14 protein-coding genes and 1 rRNA gene are annotated in these 20,235 nt (G+C 41.2%); 14 read left to right on the top strand and 1 reads right to left on the bottom strand.

What is annotated here, in order from left to right; genetic code table 11:
- The first annotated feature begins 35 nt into the window (after positions 1 to 35).
- From rrf to IR173_RS11325, 7 genes are all read left to right on the top strand, one after another.
- Positions 36 to 146: ribosomal RNA gene (gene rrf / locus IR173_RS11355) — 5S ribosomal RNA — on the top strand.
- 449 nt (positions 147 to 595) lie between these two features.
- Positions 596 to 2,092: a 2-isopropylmalate synthase gene (locus tag IR173_RS11350; RefSeq protein WP_237039712.1), complete on the top strand. Its 1,497-nt coding sequence runs from the start codon at positions 596 to 598 to the stop codon at positions 2,090 to 2,092.
- 18 nt (positions 2,093 to 2,110) lie between these two features.
- The gene (gene leuC / locus IR173_RS11345; protein ID WP_237039711.1) at positions 2,111 to 3,493 is read left to right on the top strand and encodes a 3-isopropylmalate dehydratase large subunit; all 1,383 of its coding nucleotides are present in this window, start codon (positions 2,111 to 2,113) and stop codon (positions 3,491 to 3,493) included.
- Between the two features lie 229 nt (positions 3,494 to 3,722).
- Complete coding sequence (gene leuD / locus IR173_RS11340; RefSeq protein ID WP_237039710.1) at positions 3,723 to 4,319, top strand: 3-isopropylmalate dehydratase small subunit; 597 nt, start codon at positions 3,723 to 3,725, stop codon at positions 4,317 to 4,319.
- Positions 4,298 to 5,842, top strand: a complete 1,545-nt coding sequence (locus IR173_RS11335; RefSeq protein ID WP_237039709.1) for an alpha-isopropylmalate synthase regulatory domain-containing protein — start codon at positions 4,298 to 4,300, stop codon at positions 5,840 to 5,842. The genes leuD and IR173_RS11335 overlap by 22 nt, the downstream gene beginning before the upstream one ends.
- Before the next feature lie 54 nt (positions 5,843 to 5,896).
- Positions 5,897 to 6,958: a 3-isopropylmalate dehydrogenase gene (leuB, locus tag IR173_RS11330; protein WP_237039708.1), complete on the top strand. Its 1,062-nt coding sequence runs from the start codon at positions 5,897 to 5,899 to the stop codon at positions 6,956 to 6,958.
- A gap of 202 nt (positions 6,959 to 7,160) precedes the next feature.
- Positions 7,161 to 7,982, top strand: a complete 822-nt coding sequence (locus IR173_RS11325; RefSeq protein WP_237039707.1) for a tetratricopeptide repeat protein — start codon at positions 7,161 to 7,163, stop codon at positions 7,980 to 7,982.
- An 18-nt stretch (positions 7,983 to 8,000) separates the two neighbouring features.
- Here IR173_RS11325 and recQ read toward each other — a convergent pair whose 3' ends face one another.
- Positions 8,001 to 9,818: a DNA helicase RecQ gene (gene recQ, locus IR173_RS11320; RefSeq protein ID WP_237039706.1), complete on the bottom strand. Its 1,818-nt coding sequence runs from the start codon at positions 9,816 to 9,818 to the stop codon at positions 8,001 to 8,003.
- A 320-nt stretch (positions 9,819 to 10,138) separates the two neighbouring features.
- On the opposite strand from recQ, the gene IR173_RS11315 reads away from it, so the two are divergent.
- From IR173_RS11315 to IR173_RS11285, 7 genes are all read left to right on the top strand, one after another.
- Positions 10,139 to 10,603 carry a helix-turn-helix domain-containing protein gene (locus IR173_RS11315; protein ID WP_237039705.1) on the top strand — a complete coding sequence of 155 codons (465 nt, stop codon included), beginning with the start codon at positions 10,139 to 10,141 and terminating at the stop codon, positions 10,601 to 10,603.
- Between the two features lie 143 nt (positions 10,604 to 10,746).
- Entirely contained in the window at positions 10,747 to 12,735 is a 1,989-nt protein-coding gene (locus tag IR173_RS11310; RefSeq protein ID WP_237039704.1) for a dipeptidyl peptidase 3, read from the top strand.
- Positions 12,736 to 12,746: 11 nt separating this feature from the next.
- Complete coding sequence (locus IR173_RS11305; RefSeq protein ID WP_237039703.1) at positions 12,747 to 13,415, top strand: DNA alkylation repair protein; 669 nt, start codon at positions 12,747 to 12,749, stop codon at positions 13,413 to 13,415.
- 30 nt (positions 13,416 to 13,445) lie between these two features.
- Complete coding sequence (locus tag IR173_RS11300) at positions 13,446 to 13,937, top strand: Fur family transcriptional regulator (RefSeq protein ID WP_237039718.1); 492 nt, start codon at positions 13,446 to 13,448, stop codon at positions 13,935 to 13,937.
- A 17-nt stretch (positions 13,938 to 13,954) separates the two neighbouring features.
- A complete protein-coding gene (locus IR173_RS11295) occupies positions 13,955 to 15,226 on the top strand; it encodes an adenylosuccinate synthase (protein WP_237039702.1) in 1,272 nt (423 codons plus the stop codon).
- Between the two features lie 206 nt (positions 15,227 to 15,432).
- Positions 15,433 to 17,028 carry a tetratricopeptide repeat protein gene (locus IR173_RS11290; protein ID WP_237039701.1) on the top strand — a complete coding sequence of 532 codons (1,596 nt, stop codon included), beginning with the start codon at positions 15,433 to 15,435 and terminating at the stop codon, positions 17,026 to 17,028.
- Positions 17,029 to 18,289: 1,261 nt separating this feature from the next.
- A complete protein-coding gene (locus tag IR173_RS11285; protein ID WP_237039700.1) occupies positions 18,290 to 20,230 on the top strand; it encodes an ABC-F family ATP-binding cassette domain-containing protein in 1,941 nt (646 codons plus the stop codon).
- The last annotated feature ends 5 nt before the right edge of the window (positions 20,231 to 20,235 follow it).

Genomic DNA, 20,235 nt, shown 5'->3' with positions numbered 1-20,235 from the left:
ATTACTAATACAAGCTTACAATATGTCAACCTTCTTCAGGTGGCTATAGCGTGAGGGTTCCACCTCTTCCCATTCCGAACAGAGAAGTTAAGCCTCACCACGCCGATGGTACTGCGTAACAGTGGGAGAGTAGGTAGCTGCCGTTTTAATGAAAGCCTCCGAGTCAGTCAAATGATTCGGAGGCTTTTTTTGTATTTATACTGCTCATATAGCTTGGAATGGGGGAAAATTACATTCTGCTCATCTGTATGATATTCGATACTCTATTCTATTACATCCGATAAATTGTTACTCTTTACAAGGGTTAAATAAAAAATCGTAGCTTGTATAATGAAAAAACTATCATTTTATTTTGCGATTAAAAAATAATCCCTACCTTTGCATCGATTTAAACAATAAGAGATAGATTATATGAACCAAATGTTTATACATATTTTGCTATGCGGCATTATTATTCTACTGGCAAAGTCAGCGGGAAGTGAGTGTCGTGCATAAATGTATGTATAATAATGATATACGAAAGCCTTTCTCACTTCCTTGTGCGAAAGGCTTTTTTAATGAGTATAATTAAAATAAAAATATAAAATTGAAAGCTATGAGCGATAGATTATTTATTTTCGACACCACTCTTCGTGATGGTGAGCAGGTTCCGGGATGTCAGTTAAATACAGTAGAAAAGATTCAGGTGGCTAAACAACTCGAAGCCTTGGGAGTAGATGTTATAGAAGCAGGATTCCCAATTTCAAGTCCGGGAGATTTTAACTCTGTCATTGAAATATCTAAAGCTGTGACTTGGCCAACCATCTGTGCTTTGACTCGTGCGGTAGAGAAAGACATTGATGTGGCTGCAGATGCATTGAGATTCGCTAAACATAAACGTATCCATACTGGGATTGGCACTTCTGATTCACATATTAAATATAAGTTTAATTCTACTCGTGAAGAAATTATAGAACGTGCGGTAGCAGCCGTGAAATATGCTCGTCGTTTTGTAGATGATGTGGAGTTCTATGCAGAAGATGCAGGACGAACTGATAATGAGTATTTGGCGCGTGTAGTTGAAGCGGTGATTAAGGCCGGTGCTACGGTAGTGAATATACCTGATACTACGGGATATTGTTTGCCCGAAGAATATGGTGCGAAAATTAAATATCTGGTAGATCATGTGGACGGTATTGATAAAGCAATCATTTCCACTCATTGTCATAATGATTTAGGTATGGCTACAGCCAATACTATTAATGGGGTATTGAACGGAGCGCGTCAGGTAGAAGTGACTATCAATGGTATTGGTGAACGTGCCGGCAATACTTCTTTGGAAGAAGTGGCGATGATTATCAAATGTCATAATGACATTCATATTCAAACTAATATCAATACTCAGAAAATTTATCCGACGAGCCGTATGGTATCTAGTCTTATGAATATGCCGGTTCAGCCAAACAAAGCGATTGTAGGTCGTAATGCTTTTGCACATTCGTCGGGCATCCATCAGGATGGGGTGTTGAAGAATGTACAGACCTATGAAATCATCGACCCCAAAGATGTGGGTATTGATGATAATGCTATTGTGCTGACTGCTCGTAGTGGACGCGCGGCATTGAAACATCGTCTTCATGTTCTGGGTGTGGAATTGGAACAGGACAAATTGGATAAGGTATATGAAGATTTCTTGAAACTTGCCGATAAAAAGAAAGACATCACTGATGATGATATTCTTGTGCTGGCAGGAGCTGACAGAAGTGTTAATGATCATATCAAATTAGATTATCTGCAAGTAACGAGCGGTGTTGGTGTTCGTTCCGTGGCCAGTCTTGGGCTGAATATAGCAGGCGAGCATTTTGAAGCTGCTGCCAGTGGTAATGGGCCTGTAGATGCTGCTATCACTGCATTGAAAAAGATTATTGACCGCCACATGGTGTTGAAAGAATTCACTATTCAGGCTATCAGTAAAGGTAGTGATGATATGGGTAAAGTGCACATGCAGGTGGAATATGACGGACAGATGTATTACGGCTTCGGAGCGAATACAGATATCATTGCTGCATCAGTAGAAGCATATATCGATTGTATCAATAAGTTTAAAAGATAATAATACGTAAATACAAAAATGGCTAACACATTATTTGATAAGATTTGGGATGCCCATGTAGTGCAGAAAGTAGAGGATGGGCCCACTCAGCTTTATATTGACAGACTTTATTGTCATGAGGTAACTAGTCCGCAGGCTTTTTCAGGTTTGCGTGCACGTGGAGTAAAAGTATTTCGCCCTGACCATATTTATTGTATGCCGGATCATAACACTCCCACTCATGATCAGGATAAACCAATTGAAGACCCTGTTTCTAAGACGCAAGTAGATACATTGGCTAAGAATGCTGCCGATTTTGGTTTGGCACATTTCGGGATGATGGATAAGAGAAACGGTATTATTCATGTCGTAGGTCCTGAGAGGGGATTGACTTTGCCGGGTATGACTATTGTTTGTGGTGACTCACATACTTCTACTCACGGAGCAATGGGAGCTGTTGCTTTCGGGATAGGTACGAGCGAGGTAGAAATGGTTTTAGCTTCGCAATGCATTCTTCAGTCTCGTCCTAAAACGATGCGCATAACTGTTGATGGAGAACTGGGTAAAGGAGTGACTGCCAAAGATATTGCCCTCTATATGATGTCGAAGATGACAACCAGTGGTGCTACCGGATATTTTGTGGAGTATGCCGGTTCTGCAGTTCGTAATCTGACGATGGAAGGACGCTTGACCTTATGTAATTTGAGTATTGAGATGGGAGCTCGTGGAGGTATGGTTGCTCCTGATGAAGTAACTTTTGAATATATTAAAGGTAGAGAATATGCCCCTCAAGGTGAGGAGTGGGATAAAGCTATGGCCTATTGGAAGACTTTGAAAAGTGATGAAGATGCTACATTTGATAAGGAAGTAAGGTTTGATGCTGCCGATATCCAACCTATGATTACTTACGGTACCAATCCGGGTATGGGAATGGGAATAACCGAGCATATTCCTGCTGATAATCATAGCGCTTCTTATAAAAAATCATTGGACTATATGGGCTTTCAACCCGGCGAATCATTATTGGGTAAGAAAATTGATTATGTATTCTTGGGCGCTTGTACCAATGGCCGTATCGAGGATTTCCGTGCTTTTGCTTCTATAGTAAAAGGAAAGAAGAAAGCAGAAAACGTCATTGCCTGGCTGGTTCCGGGCTCGTGGATGGTGGATGCGCAGATTCGCGAGGAAGGATTGGATAAAGTGTTGGAAGAAGCCGGGTTTGCTATTCGTCAGCCGGGTTGTTCTGCTTGTCTGGCTATGAATGATGACAAGATTCCTGCCGGCAAATATTCGGTATCAACCAGTAATCGTAACTTTGAGGGACGTCAGGGACCGGGTGCACGCACTCTGCTTGCCAGTCCGTTGGTCGCCGCTGCAGCAGCAATAACTGGGGTTATTACCGATCCGAGAGAGTTAATGTAAATAAACCCTTTTGTCAGAAAAAAAAATTGATTGTTGCAAAAAGATGAAAACTCTAGGCATGATTATAAGAATATGTTATGGCATTGGTTTGCTATTATGCGTTGTTGCTCTCTTTTTTCCAGAGGGGAATGTGGCTCGAGAATTAGCAATTTATATACTTCTGACAGTTTCGGTTATATACGGTGTTTTTAATTGGTATAAAGAATACAAGTCTAAAAAATGAGTCAATATGAAACAGAAATTCAATATAATAACAAGTACTTGTGTCCCTCTTCCTTTGGAAAATGTGGATACAGACCAAATCATCCCTGCCCGTTTTTTAAAGGCAACTACACGCGAAGAAAAATTCTTTGGTGATAATTTATTCCGTGACTGGCGTTACAACCCTGATGGTTCTTTAAATGAGGATTTCGTACTGAATAATCCCACTTATGGAGGAGAAATCCTTGTGGCCGGAAAAAACTTTGGTTCGGGCTCCAGCCGTGAACATGCTGCATGGGCGATTGCCGGATATGGTTTTCGTGTGGTCGTTTCGAGTTTCTTCGCTGATATTCATAAGAATAATGAACTGAACAACTTTGTTTTACCGGTGGTGGTAAGTGAAGAGTTTCTGAAAGAACTGTTTGACTCGATTTACGCAAACCCGAAAACAAAAGTAGAAGTAAACTTGCCCGAACAGACAATAACTAATAAGGCGACAGGCAAGAGTGAATCTTTCGAGATTAACGGCTATAAAAAGCATTGCCTGATGAATGGTTTGGATGACATCGACTTTTTGCTGACCAATAAAGATAAAATAGAAGCATGGGAGAACGCGTCAAGATAGAAATCATGGACACGACACTTCGTGACGGTGAACAGACCAGCGGAGTGTCATTCGTGCCCCATGAAAAATTGATGATTGCCCGTTTGCTGTTGGAGGATTTAAAGGTAGACAGGGTGGAGGTTGCCTCGGCCCGTGTATCGGATGGTGAGTTTGAAGCTGTAAAAATGATATGCGACTGGGCTGCACGGCGCAACCTGCTCCACAAGGTAGAAGTGCTCGGCTTCGTAGATGGACACACTTCGGTGGATTGGATACAAAGTACCGGTTGCCGGGTAATAAACTTGCTTTGCAAAGGCTCGTTGAAACATTGTACCCACCAACTGAAGAAGACGCCGGAAGAGCATATCGAAGATATAATTAATGTGGTGCATTATGCCGATGAGTTGGATATTGCCGTCAATGTATATTTGGAAGATTGGAGCAACGGTATGAAGGATTCTCCCGAATATGTATTCCAGTTGATGGACGGCCTGAAATCCACCAGCATAAAACGTTATATGTTGCCTGATACTTTGGGGATTTTAAATCCTTTGCAGGTTATCGAGTATATGCGGAAAATGAAGAAGCATTATCCAGATATGCATTTCGATTTTCATGCACACAATGATTACGACCTTGCCGTGAGTAATGTGTTGGCTGCCGTGCTCAGCGGGGTAAAAGGGCTTCATACTACCATTAACGGATTGGGCGAACGGGCCGGCAATGCACCGCTTGCCAGTGTGCAGGCTATTCTGAAAGACCATTTTAGTGCGGTGACAAATATCGACGAAAGTCGTTTGAATGATGTGAGCCGTGTGGTCGAGTCCTATTCGGGAATCGTAATTCCCGCCAACAAGCCGATTGTGGGTGAAAATGTCTTTACTCAGGTAGCAGGAGTTCATGCCGATGGCGATAACAAGAACAATCTTTATTGCAATGACTTGTTGCCGGAACGATTTGGGCGCAAACGTGAATATGCATTGGGTAAAACAAGCGGTAAGGCGAATATTCGTAAAAATCTGGAAGACCTCGGGCTTGAATTGGATGAAGAATCGATGCGTAAAGTGACGGAGCGTATCATTGAGTTGGGTGATAAGAAAGAGTTGGTCACTCAGGAAGACTTGCCCTATATTGTTTCCGATGTATTGAAACATGGCGTGGTAAGTGAAAGGGTGAAGCTGAAGAGTTACATAGTGACGCTTGCTCATGGTTTGAGGCCGATGGCTACTGTACGGATGGAAATCAATGGGAAGGAATTTGAGGAGAATTCCAATGGCGATGGCCAATATGATGCGTTTGTACGTGCATTGCGTAAGATATATAAAGTGACATTGGGGCGTAAGTTTCCGATGCTGACCAATTATGCGGTAAGTATTCCCCCCGGTGGACGTACCGATGCTTTTGTACAGACGGTGATAACCTGGAGCTTTGAAGATAAAGTATTCCGCACTCGCGGGTTGGATGCAGACCAGACGGAAGCTGCAATTAAAGCTACCCTGAAAATGCTGAATATTATAGAGAATGAATATGAAAACATCGGTTAAAACATTACCCGAGGAAAGACAGATAAGAAATAAAGAAAACAAATAAAAGAAAAGATGGATTTTAAAATTGCAGTATTAGCCGGTGACGGTATCGGACCGGAAATATCAGTACAAGGCGTTGATGTGATGAATGCCGTTTGTGAGAAGTTCGGACACAAGGTAAGTTATGAATATGCTATCTGTGGTGCAGATGCGATAGACAAGGTGGGTGACCCGTTTCCCCAAGCGACTTACGAAGTCTGTAAGAATGCGGATGCCGTATTGTTCTCGGCTGTAGGTGACCCTAAATTCGATAATAACCCGACGGCAAAAGTTCGTCCGGAGCAAGGACTATTGGCCATGCGTAAGAAATTGGGGCTGTTTGCCAACATTCGTCCGGTACAAACCTTTAAATGTTTGGTCCATAAATCACCGCTGCGTGCAGAGTTGGTAGAAAATGCAGATTTTATTTGCATCCGTGAATTGACTGGTGGAATGTATTTCGGAGAGAAATATCAGGACAATGATAAGGCTTATGACACTAATATGTATACTCGTCCCGAGATAGAGCGTATTCTGAAAGTCGGATTCGAATATGCCATGAAGCGCCGCAAGCATCTGACTGTAGTTGACAAGGCAAATGTATTGGCTTCTTCTCGTTTATGGAGACAGATTGCCCAAGAAATGGCTCCTCAATACCCGGAAGTGACTACGGACTATATGTTTGTAGATAATGCGGCAATGAAAATGATTCAGGAGCCATGTTTCTTTGATGTGATGGTGACAGAAAATACTTTCGGTGATATTCTTACAGACGAGGGCTCGGTTATAAGTGGCTCAATGGGCTTGCTTCCCTCTGCTTCAACAGGCGAGAGCACTCCTGTTTTCGAGCCGATTCATGGTTCATGGCCTCAGGCTAAAGGTCTGAATATTGCTAATCCATTGGCTCAGATTTTATCAGTGGCAATGTTGTTTGAGTACTTCAATTGCAAGGAAGAAGGTGCATTGATTCGTCGGGCAGTGGATGCTTCCTTGGATGCAAATGTGCGGACACCCGAAATTCAGGTAGAAGGTGGTGCTAAATACGGAACAAAAGAAGTTGGTGCTTGGATTGTGGACTATATCAAGCAGGTGTAATCCGCTTTTGCTGATGGAGTAAGTTAGTTATGCTGTTGAAACGAAAGTTTTACCGGCATGAAAACAGGTGAGACAATATATAAAAGTATAAGGTGACGGTGAATAAAAAAACGAACCTTATACTTTTTTTTATTTAACTAAAGGAATCATCTCTCAGATTGCCGTACTTTTGCATCGAAATCTATTGGAAAAATTATTATAGATGAAACGAATACTGTGTTATTTTCTTTTCTGTTGCATCTGCATTTATATGCATGCACAGACGTATGATCAATTGGCTGCCCGTGCGGTAGATGCGGCGGAGCGGGACAGCTTGGAACTTTCGGAAAGACTGTTTGAAGAAGCATTAAAGCTGGAACCGGCAAATATGCGCAATTCTATGCTGTTTTCAAATCTGGGGACGGTACAACATCGATTAGGGAAAATCGATAAAGCGATAGAATCCTATACTTTGGGACTTAATTTAGCTCCTTATTCTGTTACTATCTTATTGAATCGGGCTGCTTTATATTTAGAGAAAAACCTCTATGAAAAAGCTTATATCGATTACTGCAATGTGATAGATATCGATAGGAAAAATCAGGAGGCTTTGCTGTATCGCGCTTACATTTATATGCAGCGCCGGGACTATAAGGAAGCTCGGATAGATTATAATACTTTGTTGCAGGAAGAACCTGAAAATAAGATGGGACGTTTGGGAATGGCTCTGCTGAATCAGAAAGAGTTAAAGTTCCGAGAGGCATTGGAAGAGTTTAACCGTATGATAACGGATTACCCTAATGATGTTTCTTTATTGAAAGCACGTGCCAATCTGGAGATAGAAATGAACACTCCCGACTTGGCATTACTGGATTTGGAATCGGCAGCCAAGTTGTCTCCCAAAGATGCGGAGATATATGTCATGTGTGGTGAAATATATCTGAGCCAGAAGAAAAAAAGGGAAGCTTATGTTGCTTTTGAGAAGGCAATAGAACTGGGCGTTCCCCGTCCTGAACTGCAAGATAAGTTGAAGGCCAGTAAATAATACTTGGCCTTTTATTCTTTATTTTCCTAGTTTCTTTTTTATCAGTTCGACAAACTCTTTTCCGTATTTATCTTTTTTGTATTCTCCGATACCGCTGATTTCTCCAAAAGCCTCAATACTGGTGGGTTGCTGTGTCGCAATTAAATGTAAGGTTTTGTCAGAGAGTACAATATAAGCGGGAATGGCTTGTTGGTCAGCCAATCTCTTTCTTAATGAACGAAGTTCTTCAAACAGGTCCTTGTTTTCTTCACCGAAGGTTGTTGGAATAGAGAAGAGGGCTTTTGGTTCTTGAGTCTTTTTCCTGCGATGTTCTTTCGGAGTGAATTCTTCACGTTTTATAACGACCAGCATTGCCGGTTCTTTTCCGAATAAGACTTTCTGTCCGCTTTCTGTTATTTTCAGGTGGTTGTTCTCATTATATGCAATTTCAAAATAGCCCAAGTTAAGCATTTGCAGCAAATAGTCCTGCCAGTCACGGGCAGGGATGTCTCGCCCGGCAGCATAAGTCTTGAGCTTGTCGTATCCTTTTTCTATCAGTTCCTGTCCGGCAGCTCCTTTTAGGATATCTACCAGCATGTGTGTACCGATTTGTTGATTGGTGCGTGCAATAGCGCTTAATGCTTTTTGGACGATAATAGTGCCGTCAAACCTTTCCGGAGGATTGCGGCATACGTCACAATTACCACAATCATGATCCATTGTTTCTCCGAAATAGTTGAGAAGAATACGTCGTCGGCAAATATCCGCTTCTGCATATTGTTGCATACGGTGGAGTTTTTCCAGATTTATTTCTTGCTGGTTACTTTCTGTGGCAAATTTTGACAGCAGAATCAAATCACTTAAAGAATAAAAAAGCAATGTATCGCTTTCCATTCCATCTCGTCCTGCACGGCCAATCTCTTGATAAAAGCTTTCAATGCTTTTAGGCAGATTGTAATGGATGACCCAGCGGACATTTGATTTATCTATGCCCATGCCAAAAGCGATGGTGGCACATACAACCTGTACGCGGTCATTGATAAAGTCATTTTGGGCTTCATCGCGTGCAGCCGCACTCAGTCCGGCGTGATAAACAGCTACACGTATTCCATGTTTTCTCAGCATTTCCGCCACACTCTCGGTCTTGCTTCGGCTCATGCAATAAATAATTCCACATTCATTTTTATGACGTGCTATAAACTCGAGTATGGTGCGTGTCTTGTCTTTTTGCTGGTATCCTCTTTTTACTTCCAGACTCAGATTGGGGCGGTCGAAGGATGAAATGAATACTTTAGGATTACGTAAAGATAATTGTTTGATGATATCTTGACGGGTTATTTTATCGGCTGTGGCAGTTAAAGCTACGATTGGAACGTTAGGAAATTGTTCTCTGATGGTCTTAAGTTGAGTGTATTCGGGCCGGAAATCATGGCCCCATTGCGAGATACAGTGAGCTTCATCTATGGCAACCAATGAAATGTGGATATCTCTTAACAAGAAGTTCATCTCCATTAATAACCGTTCGGGCGAAATATAAAGTAATTTGATTCTCCCTTGCATGCACTCCCGGCGTAGGTTGAAATTCTCCGTTTCATCATTTGTGCTGTTTATTGCACGAGCCGCAATTCCGTTAGCCCTCAAACTTTCCACTTGGTCTTTCATCAATGAAATAAGCGGAGATACGACAATGGTCGTTCCTTCCATCATAAGGGCGGGAAGTTGATAGCAAATTGATTTTCCACCTCCGGTGGGCATAAGAACCAATGTGTCTTTTTTATCCAGTATGTTTTGGATAATGTCTTGTTGCAAAGGACGGAACGTATCGTATCCGAAGTATGTTTTGAGGATATGGAGCATATTCTGTTTATTATTTTAAAAGGTAATGGAAAGCAAAGGTAGTAAAATCTTTAAGATGTGGTATTCTCTACATGGGGAATTAATTTGGAAGATGACTTTTTATAGATAACTAATTCAAGATGATATTGCTTCATTTAATAGTTTTTTGTTTGATATCCCAAGCATTAATAAAGTTTCTTGAAGAAATTCGAATATCGTGTTGTGATTAATTAAGAGTAGAATTTAGCAAAAAAATTTGCATAAGCCAAAAAGAATCCCCATTTTTGTGCAAAATTTAATCATTATAATCTTATTAACTAACCAAACAAAAAAACTAAGTGATGAGCGACGCAGAAAAACAAGTAGAAGTTCAGGAAGAGGCTCCTAAGAAAAGACCTTATAACCTGCGAGAGAAAAAAGACAAAAAGGCTGCTTATAGATCATTGATCAGAGCAGAACTTGCTGACGAACTGTATGATAAAATTTTGAATATCATTGTGGTTCAGAAGAAGTATAAGGATCCTAATTATTCTGCTAAAGATTTAGCGAGAGAGTTGAAGACAAACACTCGTTATTTGTCTGCTGTTGTAAATTCTCGTTTCGGTAAGAATTATTCTTGTCTTTTGAATGAGTATCGTATCAAAGATGCCAAGCATCTATTGATTGATAAACGTTATGCAGACAAAAATGTAGAAGAAATTAGTTCAATGGTAGGTTTTGCTAACCGCCAGTCATTCTATGCAGCATTTTATAAGAATGTAGGAGAAACTCCTAACGGCTTCCGTAAGAGAAATATGGAAAAATAAAATATTAGCATCAATATGATTTAGAAAAAGGAAAACTATTGTTTTCCTTTTTTTGTTTCAACCTGAAACTGATATGGCGTCATTGAAAAACACTTGTTTGTGGAATTGGTAAGAAAAGATTATGTTAGCAAGTTGCAAGTAGTATGGAGAAAGAAATAAAAGAAGAGAAGGCGTTTGATTACACAGTAGAGCGGTTTGCGGATTTGCAATTGCTTCGTTATGTGGTGCATGGTTTTGAAAAACTGTCATTGAAGCAAAAAGAATTGGTTTATTATTTATCACAGGCGGCTTTGGAAGGACGTGATATTTTGTTTGACCAGAACGGAAAATATAATTTGGTAATTCGCAGGATGCTTGAAGCGGTATATACAGATTATCAGGGAAACCGTGCGGATGTGGATTTTGTCAATCTGGAGATTTACTTGAAACGGGTATGGTTTTCAAATGGCATTCATCATCATTATGCCTCAGATAAGTTTGTCCCAGCGTTTACTCCCGAATTTTTCAGAACGGCGTTGAAAAATGTCGATGCTGCTAAACTGCCTTTGGCGGATGGTGAGACGGTAGATATGCTTTGTGATAGAATCTTTCCGGTTATCTTTGATGCTCAGGTTATGCCTAAACGTGTAAATCAGGCTGATGGGGAAGACCTGGTGCTGACTTCGGCTGCGAATTATTATGAAGGGGTAACCCAGCAGGAAGCGGAAGAGTTTTACAATGTTTTGAAAAACCCGAATGACGACCAGCCTGTCATGTTCGGAATGAATAGCCGTTTGGTAAAAGAAAACGGAAAAGTGCAAGAGAAAGTATGGAAGTCAGGCGGATTGTATGGACCGGCTATCGATAAAATAATTTATTGGCTGGAAAAGGCTATCGAAGTGGCGGAAAATGAAGGACAGAGGGCTGTGCTCAATAAGCTGATTCGGTTTTATAAGAATGGAGATTTACGTACTTTTGATGAGTATTCTATCCTTTGGGTAAAGGATTTGGATTCTCGTGTTGATTTTGTCAATGGGTTTATAGAGAGCTATGGTGACCCGTTGGGGATGAAAGCCAGTTGGGAATCCATTGTCAATTTTAAAGATTTGGAAGCTACTAAACGTACGGAAACAATCAGTGCCAATGCGCAATGGTTTGAAGATAACTCACCGGTAAATCCGTCTTTTAAAAAGGAGAAAGTGAAAGGCGTGTCTGCAAAAGTCATAACGGCGGCAATGCTGGGAGGTGATTTATATCCGGCAACGGCTATCGGTATCAATCTGCCTAACTCGAATTGGATTCGTAGTGTTCATGGTTCGAAATCCGTCACTATTGGCAATCTGACAGATGCTTATAATAAAGCTGCTCATGGCAACGGTTTTATGGATGAGTTTGTATATGGTGCGGAAGAAAAAGAATGGATAGACAAGTATGCGGATTTGACGGGCGACCTCCATACCGATTTGCATGAATGCTTGGGACATGGCTCAGGACAATTGTTGCCCGGTGTAGATCAAGACGCCTTGAAAGCTTATGGTTCCACTATTGAGGAAGCACGTGCCGATTTGTTCGGTCTTTATTATTTGCCAGACCAAAAGATGATAGAACTTGGACTGACTCCGGACGAAGATGCATTTAAGGCTGAATATTATACATATATGATGAATGGATTGATGACTCAGCTTGTCCGTATCGAGTATGGTCATTCGGTAGAGGAGGCACACATGCGCAATCGCCAGCTGATAGCTAAGTGGACTTATGAGCAGGGGGCGTCCGAAAAAGTTGTCGAACTGGTGAAGAAAGATGGGAAAACTTATGTGAAAATCAATGATTATAAGAAACTGCGTCATTTGTTCGGCACTCTGTTAGCCGAGGTTCAACGCATCAAGAGCGAAGGAGATTATGAGGCAGCTCGCCAACTGGTAGAGAAATATGCCGTAAAGGTCGACCCGCAACTGCATGCCGAAGTCCTGTCGCGCTATGAGAAGTTGCATTTGGCTCCATACAAAGGATTTATCAATCCTGTATACGAGGCAGTGACCGATGAAGAAGGCCGTATCACCGATGTGAAGGTCTCTTACCAAGAGGGTTACGCCGAGCAAATGTTGCGATATAGCAGAGAGTATTCAAATCTACCTTGTCTAAACGAATAAAAAGGAAAAATATGGATGTACATGAAACAATAAAGGATATCAAGGGACAGTTCCGTTTGTTTATGAATGGAGTTGCTTCTCAAAGTATGCGTGAAAAAGGACTGGATTATAAATTGAATTTCGGCATTGAACTTCCGCGTCTGAAAGAAATTGCTGCTCGTTATGAAAAGAACCATGATGTGGCTCAGGCATTGTGGAAAGAGAACATACGCGAATGCAAAATATTGGCCGGTATGTTGCAGCCGGTAGAAACCTTTTATCCCGAAATTGCAGATATTTGGGTAGAAGATATGCGTTATCCCGAGATTGCAGAACTCACTTGCATGACGCTGTTTCAAGAATTGCCTTATGCTTCGGAAAAAGCATTTGAATGGATGGCTGACGACCGCGAATATTTTCAGTTATGCGGTTTCATGTTGATGGCAAGACTATTGATGAAAGGTAATCAACTGAACGAACGTGCGGAAGCCGAATTTCTTGACCAGGCACTAACAAGCTTGCAGAGTGAAGAGACACTGCCACAAAAAGCAGCGGCAACAGCTTTGCGCAAGTTTGCTGTCCAAAGCCGGGAGAATGGCAGGAAGATAAACAGATTACTTGCCCCTATCATTAAATCAGACAAGCCCGGAGTGGCAGTTTTGGCCTCTGAAATAAAATTAGAGACAGAATATTGGCATTAAACTTTCATGTTATCACAAAAAGGTTTAACTTTGACGGCGGAACTGAAATCTGCGATGGAAGAAAATGTGAAAGATACTGTAAAACAGGTTTTAACTGAGTACCTGCAGAAGAACGGGCATCGAAAGACGCCCGAAAGGTATGCTATACTCGATACTATCTATTCCATCAAAGGTCACTTTGATATCGATACGCTTTATAATTATATGGCAACTGATGGGAAGTTCCGCGTCAGCCGTGCCACTCTTTATAATACTATTGTTTTGTTTATCGATGCAAAGCTGGTCATAAAACATCAGTTTGGTAACTCTTCCCAGTACGAACGTGCGTACAATAATGAAACCCATCATCACATGATATGTACGGAATGTGGCAAAGTCACAGAGTTTCAGAATGAAAGTCTGAAGCAGGCTATTGCCAATACGAAGCTGAAAAAGTTTACGGCTTCCAATTACTCCTTATATATATATGGTATATGCAGCAAATGTACTTGGGCAAAACGCAGAAAGAAAAAAAATAAGTAACAATAAAACGAAGAAACATGAAAGTAGATGTCTTGTTAGGTTTGCAATGGGGTGATGAAGGCAAAGGTAAGGTTGTCGATGTATTGACTCCCCGTTATGATGTGGTAGCTCGTTTTCAGGGAGGGCCTAATGCCGGTCACACTTTGGAATTCGAAGGCCAAAAATATGTACTCCGTTCTATTCCCTCGGGAATTTTTCAAGGTGATAAGGTAAATATAATCGGTAATGGTGTGGTGCTCGATCCGTCATTGTTCAAAGCAGAGGCAGAAGCTCTCGAAGCAAGCGGCCATCCATTGAAGGAGCGTTTGCACATTTCGAAGAAAGCGCATCTGATTTTACCGACTCATCGTATCCTGGATGCCGCATACGAAGCCGCTAAAGGGGATGCAAAAGTGGGTACCACCGGTAAAGGTATCGGCCCGACTTATACAGATAAAGTAAGCCGTAACGGTATGCGTGTGGGAGATATTCTCCATAATTTTGAGGAAAAATATGCTAAGGCAAAGGCTCGTCACGAACAAATCTTGAAAAGCCTGAACTACGAATATGATATAACGGAATTGGAAAAGCAATGGTTGGAAGGAATCGAATACTTGAAGCAATTCCATTTGGTAGACAGTGAACATGAAATCAATAATTTGCTGAAGGCCGGTAAGACGGTTCTGTGTGAAGGTGCTCAAGGTACAATGCTGGATGTTGATTTCGGTTCTTACCCTTTTGTGACTTCTTCAAATACCATTTGCGCAGGTGCTTGTACCGGTTTGGGTATCGGTCCGAATAAAATCGGTAATGTTTACGGTATCATGAAAGCTTATTGCACACGTGTTGGCTCCGGTCCTTTCCCGACTGAATTGTTTGACGAAACAGGCAAGAAGATTCGTGACTTGGGGCATGAATATGGTGCTGTGACAGGTCGTGAACGTCGTTGTGGATGGATTGATTTGGTAGCCTTAAAGTATTCTATCATGGTGAACGGTGTAACCCAGTTGATTATGATGAAGAGTGATGTACTTGATGATTTTGATACCATCAAGGCTTGTGTCGCTTACAAGGTAAATGGCGAAGAAATTGATTATTTCCCTTATGACATAGCAGATGGGGTGGAACCGATTTATGCCGAATTGCCCGGATGGAAGACTGATATGACCAAAATGACCAGTGAAGATGAGTTTCCCGAAGAATTTAATGCTTATATAAGTTTCCTGGAAGAGCAGTTGGAGACTCCTATTAAGATTATTTCTGTAGGGCCCGACCGTGAACAAACCATCGAACGCTATACTGAAGAGTAATTAATCGGATACATACATTAGGAGAAAGCGCAACTTTTATCGGTTGCGCTTTTTTTATACAACATTATTTGCGGGTATTGAATATTCTGTTTAACTTGTCGTCTGTTAGCCTTAAATTATAAAATGTGAGAAACGTCAACTTTGCTAGAATGAAAAAGCCACTATTGTATATATTGCCAATATTGTTACTCCTTTTGGCATTATATATGTTTTCGACAAGAGACAAGCATTTGGCAGAACTGTACCGGATTGAGTCTTTGTTGGACGAAGAGCCCGATGAGGCGATTGGACAGTTAGAGCAAATGGAGGTTGAAGACTTGACCGGAGGAGAGCTTGCCTTACATTGTCTGTTATTGGCCAAAGGGCAATATATACAAGATTCATTGTCACGGTCGGACTCTTTGATAAATATAGCCATCACATATTATAAGAAAAAGAATGATTCATTGAGGTTGTCGCAGTCCTATCTTTACAAAGGCAAGATATTGGCAGAAAAAGGATATTTTCTGGAGGCTTCGGAATGTTACCAAAAGGCAGAGAATTATGCGATAGACGATGACTACAGCACAAAATACCTTCTGAACTATTCGATGGGGAAGATATATCACTTCAAGATGATGCGCAATGATGAAAAAGAAGTCAAAGATGAAGCGATGGAATATGCTGTTTTAATGAATGATTCATTCAGGATAGGGCGTTCGTATATAGAGACGGCCAAGTACTATCATGCCATGGGCAATTATGAATGTGGCATCAATCATCTTATGAAAGCCATTCAAACTTTACCGCCGGAGGAAACCTCTTACCTCTCTGCGGCTTATGCTGATTTAAGTCGTAACTATCTTCAGAACCATCAATTGCCAGAGTCGCTTGAAAGTATCAACCGCGCCATACAGCTCGAAGAGGATAGTATGTTATTGTATGACTATTATAATTTAAAGGCGGATGCATTGTTTAAGCTCTCACAGAAGGATTCGGCCTTATATTATCTGAAAAGCTCCTTGGACAGCAAAGACTATCTCACAAAAATGAGGGCTTATTATGATTTGTCACTGTTGGAAGAGCGGCAAGGAAATAAAGCAGAGGCACTTAAATATTTGAAGGAATATGCTTTGTATAATGACTCATCTGATTTGAAGGAGAAAGAAAATTATATCTATTATTTGCATAGTATAGAGGCGTATAAGAAGCAAAAAGAGAATGCTGAAACAGCCGAGTTGGGCTTGGAGCGCAAACAGTTGACTATCTATAGGCTGGTCAGTGTGGCTTTTCTCCTTCTTCTTGTCCTTGTTGTATTGTACTATAAAGAGCAAAAGCGGAAAAAGAGGCTGGAGTACGACATTAAGCTGGAGGAAGAAAAAACGATGCGGGCCTTGTTGATGAAGAAAGAAATGGAATATCAATTGCTTAAAGAGCGAGATGAGAGGAAGAAGGCTGAAGTTCAGAAACTGAATCTGACTGTGGAATATTATAAAAGACTGAATGCGATAACTGTTCCCATCTTATTGAAAAGCCAGAACACGCAGGGAGCCATGAACTTGGAACAGGAAGAGTGGGATATTATCATCAGGAATACGGATGCTTGTTTTAATAAGTTCACGGTTCGGCTGAAAGAACATTCTCCTTTGCTGACGGACGAAGAGCTCCAGTTTTGTTGTCTTGTGAAAATGGAATTGCCTATTGCGCTGCTTTCTGAAATTTATCATATAGCCAAAGGAAGCATTTCACGTAAAAAGATGAGGTTGAAAGAGAAAATCGGTATTGAGAATATGAGCTTTGATGAGTTTATCAAAAACTTCTAAAAACATCCGTTTCAAGAAAGAAAATTGTTTTTGTACATCATTTGAGTTGAATTTAAGCCTGAGAAATGAGCTTAATTATTTGATAATCAGTATGTATATAGAAGCGGCGTTTGTACATCTGTATCTCTTGTCCGGATAGGGATGATTACTTATCTTTGCACGCACATTAAGACATTTAGATTATGTACTAAAAGTTGAACGCTAAACATTTGTGAGTTTTCTAGGTGTTAGAGATGTTTTTTAGGGTAACAAAGTTATTATTTAGGCCTTGGTTTTTCCAAGGCTTTTTTTATTTCTTTATTCCAAGGGGAGTGGTTCGGATACCGTTCGCGTATGGGCATAAAAAATGGCTATCTATCCCAGACAGCCAATCTTTTGTTAACCTTAAATCTAATACTATGAAAAACACATTGCAAAGATACGGACATTTATTGGAAATGCAAGTTTTAGAGTCAACTCGGCGTGCATTATAACATGGTTTATCATGCTGACGGATTTGTTAACAAGTGAAGCTCTAAACAATCAGAGAATGTTATAAATTCTTTCATGCGATGGAGTTTACAGGGGCACATTGTTTTTTGGGGGAACTTAAATCATTGTTTTATCTCCTTATAACTGATGTATCACCAACGAAGGGAAGAGTAAGCCGTTTCATAAGGTCAGCCAAGCCCTTTTAAACGGAAGATTATTACAGACTGCGGCAATGGACTGTACAGTCCACCGTAACGGACTGTACAGTCTACTGTAACGGACTATACAGTCCACTGTCGGAGACTGTAGTAATTTGACCTATATACAGGCATAATCGAAAGGACGAAAAGGCTTAGTCTGGCTAATGAAGCGACTTAGGGAATTTAAAAGATATGCAGAGCTTAAAAACCGGAGGAGCCAACATCCGGTGACAGGTATTTGCTTGATATATTAAATCACCAAGAATAATAACTGACCCGGTTTACAGCCTTGTGCCTTCTAAGTGATGAATAGCGATGGGGAAGGAGGAGGGTATAAAATAAAAAAAGGAGCAACGCCTTGCTCCAACCTTTGTTAACCTTAAATCTAATACTATGAAAAACACAATGCAAAGGTACGGACTTTAGCGAAATATGCAAATAAAACAAGCAAAAAAGTATGTTTTCTAACATGTTTTAAGAGAATTGTTCTGTTTGTTAAAGCCGAGAAGCTATTTATCTGCTTCTTTTTCATCTTCTTTGCATATAAAACCGTATCTTTGTTGCCACTTTTGCAAAAGGATAAAAAACGAATGGTTTCAGTAGATAATTTAAAGGTAGAATTTGGAGTTACACCCTTGTTTGAGGATGTATCTTATGTAATTAATAAAAGAGACCGCATTGCGCTGGTTGGAAAGAACGGTGCAGGCAAATCCACCATGTTGAAGATTTTGGCCGGTATGCAAGCCCCTACTTCGGGCACGGTTTCTGTTCCAAAGGAGGTAAGTATCGGTTATTTGCCTCAGGTGATGATACTTAGCGATAAGCATACTGTGATGGAAGAAGCTGAGATGGCATTTGAACATATTTTCGAGATGCAGGAAAGTCTTGAAAAGATGAATCAGGAATTGGCAGACCGCACAGATTATGATTCGGAGGGGTATCATCATTTGATTGAGAAATTCACTCACGATAATGAACGCTTCCTGATGATGGGAGGCACTAACTATAAGGCTGAAATAGAGCGTACATTAATGGGGTTGGGGTTTTGCCGTGAAGACTTTAACCGTCCCACTTCCGAGTTTAGCGGTGGTTGGCGTATGCGCATCGAGCTGGCTAAACTGCTTTTGCGCCGCCCGGATGTATTGCTTCTGGACGAGCCTACTAACCATTTGGATATTGAAAGTATCCAATGGCTGGAGAACTTCCTGAAGGTAAGTGCCGGAGCTGTGGTATTGGTCAGCCATGACCGTGCCTTTATTAATAATGTGACCAACCGTACCATTGAGATATCCTGCGGACGAATCTATGATTATAAGGTAGCTTATGATGACTTTGTCGTGTTGCGCAAAGAACGTCGGGAGCAGCAACTCCGTGCCTATGAAAACCAGCAGAAGCAAATTCAGGATACGGAAGATTTTATAGAACGTTTCCGCTACAAAGCTACTAAAGCCGTACAGGTGCAAAGTCGCATCAAACAATTAGAAAAAATTGTTCCTATTGAGATTGACGATGAAGATAATTCGGCATTGCGTCTGAAGTTTCCTCCCGCCATGCGTTCGGGCAATTATCCGGTGATTTGTGAAGGGGTAAAGAAAGCGTATGGCAGCCATGTCGTATTCCATGATGTGACCCTGACTATTAACCGCGGTGAGAAGGTGGCATTTGTGGGAAAGAACGGTGAAGGTAAGTCTACGTTGGTAAAATGTATCATGGACGAGATTCCATACGAAGGCAAACTGACCATCGGACACAATGTGCAAATCGGATATTTTGCTCAAAATCAGGCTCAATTGTTGGATGAGAATCTGACGGTATTTGACACCATTGATTATGTAGCTAAAGGGGATATCCGTTTAAAAATCAGAGATATATTGGGAGCCTTTATGTTTGGAGGCGAGGCATCGGACAAGAAAGTAAAAGTGCTGTCGGGAGGAGAGCGCAGCCGATTGGCTATGATTAAACTGCTGCTTGAGCCGGTTAACTTTCTTATCTTGGATGAGCCTACCAACCATCTTGATATGCGTTCGAAAGACGTACTGAAGGAAGCGATTAAAGAGTTTGACGGTACGGTAGTGGTGGTGTCACATGACCGTGAGTTTCTGGATGGGCTGGTAACGAAAGTGTTTGAATTTGGCGGCGGTGTGGTGAAAGAACATATCGGAGGTATCTATGATTTCTTGCAGAAAAAGAAGATAGAGAACTTGAATGAACTGCAATTGTCTTCTTCTCCTACCGCTTCTGCAGTGAAAAACGAAGAGCCGGAACCGGTAAGTGAAAACAAACTGTCTTATGAAGCTCAGAAAGAACTGAATAAGAAGTTGCGTAAACTGGAGAAACAAGTGGCGGACTGCGAGCAGAAAATAGAGAAACTGGAAGCGCAGATAGCCGGAGTAGAAGCTAAGATGGCAACTCCTGAAGGAGCGTCGGACATGAGCCTTTACGAGCAGCACCAACAGTTGAAGAAGGACTTGGATGCAGTGGTAGAGGAATGGGAGAGTGTTTCCATGGAACTGGAAGAGGCACAGAGCTGACAATA

It is taken from the genome of Phocaeicola faecalis (genome assembly GCF_021730445.1).
Lineage (GTDB): Bacteria > Bacteroidota > Bacteroidia > Bacteroidales > Bacteroidaceae > Phocaeicola > Phocaeicola faecalis.
The sequence above is the reverse complement of the archived record's forward strand: the minus strand, read 5'-3'. Positions and strand labels throughout refer to the sequence as shown.